The following is a 5,549-nucleotide window of genomic DNA, read 5'->3' as shown; positions in this document are numbered from 1 at the left end:
ATAAAAAATCCGAAACCAAATCAACAGGTTTCGGATTTTTACACATCAGGAGGATCGGTCAATGGATCCTTAACTGATCGGCATTACGCCGAAAGGCGCCTTTTTTATGTGTTGATGGTCTGCCTCAGAGGGCAGGGGCGTCATAGTTCGCCGGCTCGTCGCTGTAGACGCAGACGTTCCACTTGGCGGCCAGACCATCGTCGGCGAGGCAATATTGCTCGAAGAAGGCCTTGATCTCGGCGCGCTGGCAGTGGGCCTCGAAGCTGGCCATGTCTTGCCAGATCTCGTTGAAGACGATGGGGAAGCTCTCCCCCTCGGCGAAGGGGCTCGGGATATGGCGGGTGACTCTGTATTGCAGGCAGCCATCTTCGCGCAGGGTGTTGGGTTCCAGCCCCTGGAGCACGGCGAACAGGGCCTGCTCCTGGCCCGGCTTGGGCAGGAACTGGGCGATGCAATAGACCTTCTTGGACACGGGATTCTCCTGATCAGGGGTGAGTGAGGGGGACGACGCAGTTGTCGATAAGGCGGGCCTTGCCCAGATACGCCGCCATCAGGATCACCAGCCGCTGGCTGGTGGCGCTGGCTGCTTCGAGGGTGTCGGCATCGACGATGTCGATGGCGTCGGTCCTGAGCCCGGCCCCGTCGAGACGGGCGCTGGCGGTGGCGACCAGGGCGGCCAGATCCCGGTTGCCCCCGGTTATCTGCTCGGCTATCCAGTGCATGGTGCGCGCAAGCTCGGGGGCCAGGGCCCGCTCGGCGGCGGTCAGGTAGCCGTTGCGCGACGAGAGCGCCAGCCCGTCCTCGGCCCGCACCGTGGGCACGCCGACGATCGCGATGGGCATGGCCATGTCGGCCACCATCTTGCGGATGAGGGCCAGCTGCTGGTAATCCTTCTGGCCGAAGCAGGCCACATCCGGTTGCACCAGGTTGAACAGCTTGGTGACCACGGTACTGACGCCGCGAAAGTGACCCGGGCGCAGGGCCCCTTCCAGCAGGGAAGAGATACCGGGCACCTCGACGAAGGTCTGGGTGGCGAGTCCCGCTGGATACATCAGCTCCGGGGTTGGGGTGAACACCAGATCCACCCCCGCGGCCTCGAGGGCGGCGCAATCCTGCGCCAGGGTACGGGGATAGTTGGCGAGATCCTCGGCCTTGTCGAACTGCATGGGGTTGACGAAGATGCTGACCACCACCTTGTCGCCGTGGCGGTGGGCCTCATCGACCAGGGTCAGATGGCCCTGATGCAGGTTGCCCATGGTGGGGACGAATGCGATGGCGCGCCCTTCGCGGCGCCACTGGCCTATCTGTTCACGCAGGGGGAGGGGGTTGTTCACGACCAACATCGGCGGTTCACCTTCAGAGGAATCAAACAAGAGAGGGATAAATCGGCCTGGCAGACGATGGGAGACGGGGGCATGGCCCCCATCTCGACAGGGTCAGGCTCAGTTGAAGCAGTGCTCGGGGCCCGGGAAGGTACCCTCGCTCACCTGCTGGATGTAGAGGCGCACGGCGGCGTGCATGTCACCGGTCTCGGCCAGGAAGTTCTTGGTGAACTTGGGCACATAGCCGGAGGTGATGCCGAAGGCGTCGTGCATCACCAGGATCTGGCCGTCGGTGGCCGGGCCCGCGCCTATGCCGATCACCGGGATGCGCAGCGCCTTGGTGATGCGCTCGGCCAGGGCGACCGGTACGCATTCGAGCACCAGCAGCTGGATACCTGCCTCCTGCAGGCAGAGGGCCTGGCGGTAGATCTCCTGGGCGTGGAACTCGTCACGGCCCTGCACCTTGAAGCCGCCAAACACGTGGACGGATTGCGGGGTCAGCCCCAGGTGGCCACAGACAGGCACGCCGTTGCGGGTGAGGTGACGGATGCTCTCGCACAGCCAGTCGCCCCCTTCCATCTTCACCATGCGGGCACCGGCGGCCATCAGGCGGGCGGCATTGCCATAGGTCTGTTCCGCCGTGGCATAGCTCATGAAGGGCAGGTCGGCTACCACCAGCGCCTTGTCGGCGCCGCGGGCGACGCAGCGGGTGTGGTAGACCATGTCATCCATGGTGACGCCGAGGGTGTCGCTGCCCCCCTGCAATACCATGCCGAGGGAATCGCCGATGAGCAGCACCTGGGCGCCCTCGTCGTCGAACAGCTTGGCGAAGGTGGCATCGTAGGCGGTGATGGCGGTGATTTTATGACCGTCCTGCTTCATCTTCAGCAGGCTGGCGGTGGTGATCTTGCTCACTTGGATGGCTCCTAGGGGTGGGCTGCCGGGGCTATGATGGCGAGATCATTGCGCGGGCAGCGGGCTACCAGGTCGTTGAGCGGGGTGCCGCAGGGCAGCACCAGAGCGGGCGCAATCTCGGCCAGGGGCAGCAGCACGAACTCCCGCTCCTTCATGCCGTAGTGGGGGACGGTCAGCCGTTCGCTCTGGATGGACTCGGCCCCATAGAGCAGCAGATCCAAGTCCAGGCTCCTCGGCCCCCATCTCTCTTCCTTGCGCACACGTCCTTGTTCCAGCTCGATGCTTTGCAGTTGATCCAGCAAGGCCAGGGGCGCGAGCCGGGTTGTCAGACGCACCACGGCATTGACGTAGTCCGGCTGATCGGCAGGCCCCATGGGGCGGCTGCTGTAAAAAGAGGAGGCCTGTTGCAAGGTGCTCTCGGGCAGGGCCGCCAGTGCGCTGACGGCGCGGCGCGCCTGGCCGAGGGGGTCGGCCAGGTTGGAGCCGATGGCAACATAGACCTCGGTCATCATTCTGCCGCTTTGGGTTTGCGGCGACGGGGACGGCGACGGTTGCGGCCGTTGCCGCTGCGCTTCTCGCCCTGGGGCTTGTCCGCGCTCGGGCGATCGCTGCTGCGGGTCGCTTCCCATTGCAGCTGCGGGCGCACATCCGGGTTGGACTCCAGATAGCGCTCCCACCAGCTGGCCAGCTCGCCCAGGCCCCGTTCGACCCGGTTGCGCAGCAACAGGAAGTCGAAGGCGGCGCGGAACTTGGGATGCTCCATGGCCCGCTCCGGGTGGCGACCCTGACGGCGAGTCAAGCGGCTCTGCAGGGCCCAGATGTCGCGCACGTCCGTGGTGAAGCGGCGCGGCACGGCGATGATCCGCACTTGGGCGTCGAGCACCTCGTTGATGGCCAGCATGAAGGCATCATGCCAGGGCAGGCCGCTCTCGTTCTCCAGCACCCGTGCCCGGGCCTCGACACAGCCCCACAGCAGGGAGGAGTAGAGGAAGGCGGGGGTGACCCGCTTCTCTTCACGCACCCGGGTATCGGTATCCGTCAGGGCATGTTCGATGAACTGCTCGAACGGCGAGTTGCCGTGGGGGGTAAACAGGGCGGCCACCTGGGGGAAGAGTTGCTGGAACAGACCGTATTCCCGCAGCAGCTTGTAGGTGGCCAGGCCATCGCCGGCCAGGAACAGCTTGAGGGTCTCCTCGAACAGGCGGGCCGCCGGAATGTCTTGCAGCAGCGGCGCCAGCTCCTTGATGGGGGCGGCGGTACGCGGGCTGATGTGCATGTCCAGCTTGGCGGCGAAGCGCACGGCGCGCAGCATGCGCACCGGGTCTTCCCGATAGCGGGTCTCGGGGTCGCCGATCAGATCCAGTTTGCGCTCGGCCAGATCCTCGATGCCACCCTCGAAATCGTGCAGGGTGAAATCCTTGGCACTGTAGTAGAGGGCATTGACGGTGAAGTCGCGGCGCTCGGCATCCTCTTCGATGGTGCCGTAGACGTTGTCGCGCAGCAGCATGCCTTCATCGCTCTGGGCCGAGAGATGGCGGCTGTTGTTGACCTGATGATGGTGGCCGCGGAAGGTGGCCACCTCGATCACGTCGCGACCGAACACGATGTGGGCCAGGCGGAAGCGGCGACCGATGAGGCGGCAGTTGCTGAACAGCGCCTTGATCTGCTCCGGGGTGGCGTTGGTGGCGATGTCAAAATCCTTTGGCGTCCTGCCGAGCAGAATGTCCCGGACACCTCCGCCGACCAGATAGGCGTCATAGCCGCCCTTGTTGAGGCGATAGAGGACCTTGAGGGCATTCTCACTGATCTCTTTGCGCGAGATGGGGTGCTGGTCACGGCTCAGCGTGCGTCTTGGTCCGACGCTCGGCTGGGCGGCAGTCTGGACAGGCTCTTGAGTCGCGATAGACTCTTCGCCCTCTTCCTTGCCGAGCACCTTGCGGCAAAAGTTTGCGATCTGGGAAAAAATGGTACACCTCTTCATGACTTCAGATTGACGGAAGGCCAACTTGAAAATAGCGGCCTGTCATAGCTCAGCTTGACGGAAGGCCAATTTGCAAATAGCGGCCTATCCTAGCGCAGCTTGACGGGAGGCCGACTCGAAAACAGCGGCCTATCATAGTACAGCTTGACGGGAGGCCGACTCGAAAACAGCGGCCTATCATAGTACAGCTTGACGGAAGGCCGAAAAATAGCGGCCTATCATAGCTCAGCCTTGACCAAATGAAAAACCGTGCGGTCCGGGGTCAAGTTTCCGGCGCCGGTTGTGGCGTTTTCGGCACCCGATCCAGCCGCCAGTGAGCGATGGCCCAGGCGATGATCTCAGGGACCGAGCCGGCGGCCAGCACCTCGGGCGGCTGCTGGCCGAGAAAGCGCAAGGCCTGGATCAGAGTGGGTCTCACCTCGTTCAGGCACAGGGCCGGGGCATGGTTCTGCTTGGACAGCTTGTTGCCATCCCCCAGCACCGCCAGCGGCAGATGTACCCAGGCGGGCACCTCGGCGCCGAGGGCCCGGTAGAGGGCGATCTGGCGCACCGTGGGCTCGAGCAGGTCGGCACCGCGCACTATCTCGGTGATGCCCGCATCCATGTCGTCCACCACCACCGCCAGGTTGTAGGCGTAGAGTCCGTCCCGGCGGCGGATGATGAAGTCCTCCTCAGCCAGGGCCGGGGTCACCTGGATGGGGCCGAGCAGGCCATCCTCGAAGCCGTAGACGGGGTGGCGCTGGCGGATGCGGGCGGCGCAACCCTGGGGGGCCAGCCCCAGCTCGCGGCAATGGCCGTTGTAGAGGCCGCCCCTAGCCGCTATCTCGCGCCGGGTGCAGCGACACCAGTAGAGATCCCCGTCCCGATAGAGCCGCTCGATGATCTCGTCGTAGCGGCCATGGCGCCGGCTCTGGTACACCACCTCGCCATCCCACTCGAGTCCGTAAGCCACCAGAGCTTGCAGGATCAGGCTGGCCGCCCCGGCCATCTCCCGTGGCGGATCCAGATCTTCGATGCGCACCAGCCAGCGTCCTCCCCGGGATCGGGCCTGCAGGAAGCTGCCCAGCGCCGCGACCAGGGAGCCAAAATGGAGCGGACCGGACGGGGAGGGGGCGAAGCGTCCCACATAGGGGGCACAGATGGCTGGATTCAGGGGCATGACGGCAGAGACGAGGTAGGCATGGAGGCGCCATTCTCGCGCCGGGGCGGTAAAAGCTCAATAAAAAAGGGAGCAGTGTGCCTAATGCCGATCAGTTAAGGATCCATTGACCGATCCTCCTGATGTGTAAAAATCCGAAACCTATTGATTTGGTTTCGGATTTTTTATGCGT

General features: G+C 64.2%; 6 protein-coding genes. All 6 read right to left on the bottom strand.

What is annotated here, in order from left to right; translation table 11 throughout:
• Positions 1 to 124 precede the first annotated feature (124 nt).
• Positions 125 to 472 (bottom strand): putative quinol monooxygenase, encoded by a 348-nt coding sequence (locus tag ACW5W4_RS18780; RefSeq protein ID WP_456690399.1) that lies wholly within the window; start codon positions 470 to 472, stop codon positions 125 to 127.
• A 13-nt stretch (positions 473 to 485) separates the two neighbouring features.
• Positions 486 to 1,343 carry a pantoate--beta-alanine ligase gene (panC, locus tag ACW5W4_RS18775; protein WP_456690398.1) on the bottom strand — a complete coding sequence of 286 codons (858 nt, stop codon included), beginning with the start codon at positions 1,341 to 1,343 and terminating at the stop codon, positions 486 to 488.
• Between the two features lie 99 nt (positions 1,344 to 1,442).
• On the bottom strand, positions 1,443 to 2,237 hold the full coding sequence (gene panB, locus ACW5W4_RS18770) for a 3-methyl-2-oxobutanoate hydroxymethyltransferase (protein WP_111873269.1): 795 nt from the start codon (positions 2,235 to 2,237) through the stop codon (positions 1,443 to 1,445).
• Positions 2,238 to 2,248: 11 nt separating this feature from the next.
• Positions 2,249 to 2,746: a 2-amino-4-hydroxy-6-hydroxymethyldihydropteridine diphosphokinase gene (folK, locus tag ACW5W4_RS18765; protein ID WP_456690400.1), complete on the bottom strand. Its 498-nt coding sequence runs from the start codon at positions 2,744 to 2,746 to the stop codon at positions 2,249 to 2,251.
• Positions 2,746 to 4,218, bottom strand: coding sequence for a polynucleotide adenylyltransferase PcnB (gene pcnB / locus ACW5W4_RS18760; protein WP_456690397.1), 1,473 nt, complete (start codon positions 4,216 to 4,218; stop codon positions 2,746 to 2,748). The genes folK and pcnB overlap by 1 nt, the downstream gene beginning before the upstream one ends.
• 262 nt (positions 4,219 to 4,480) lie before the next feature.
• Entirely contained in the window at positions 4,481 to 5,377 is an 897-nt protein-coding gene (gene gluQRS, locus ACW5W4_RS18755) for a tRNA glutamyl-Q(34) synthetase GluQRS (protein ID WP_456690396.1), read from the bottom strand.
• Positions 5,378 to 5,549 lie beyond the last annotated feature (172 nt).

The organism is Aeromonas crassostreae, from assembly GCF_054052445.1.
This window is presented reverse-complemented; position numbering and strand designations above follow the sequence as displayed.

Excerpts from the sequence above, each read along its gene's own strand:
- gluQRS (WP_456690396.1), bottom strand. The coding sequence starts at position 5,377 with ATGCCCCTGAATCCAGCCATCTGTGCCCCCTATGTGGGACGCTTCGCC.
- pcnB (WP_456690397.1), bottom strand. The coding sequence starts at position 4,218 with ATGAAGAGGTGTACCATTTTTTCCCAGATCGCAAACTTTTGCCGCAAG.
- folK (WP_456690400.1), bottom strand. The coding sequence starts at position 2,746 with ATGACCGAGGTCTATGTTGCCATCGGCTCCAACCTGGCCGACCCCCTC.
- panC (WP_456690398.1), bottom strand. The coding sequence starts at position 1,343 with ATGTTGGTCGTGAACAACCCCCTCCCCCTGCGTGAACAGATAGGCCAG.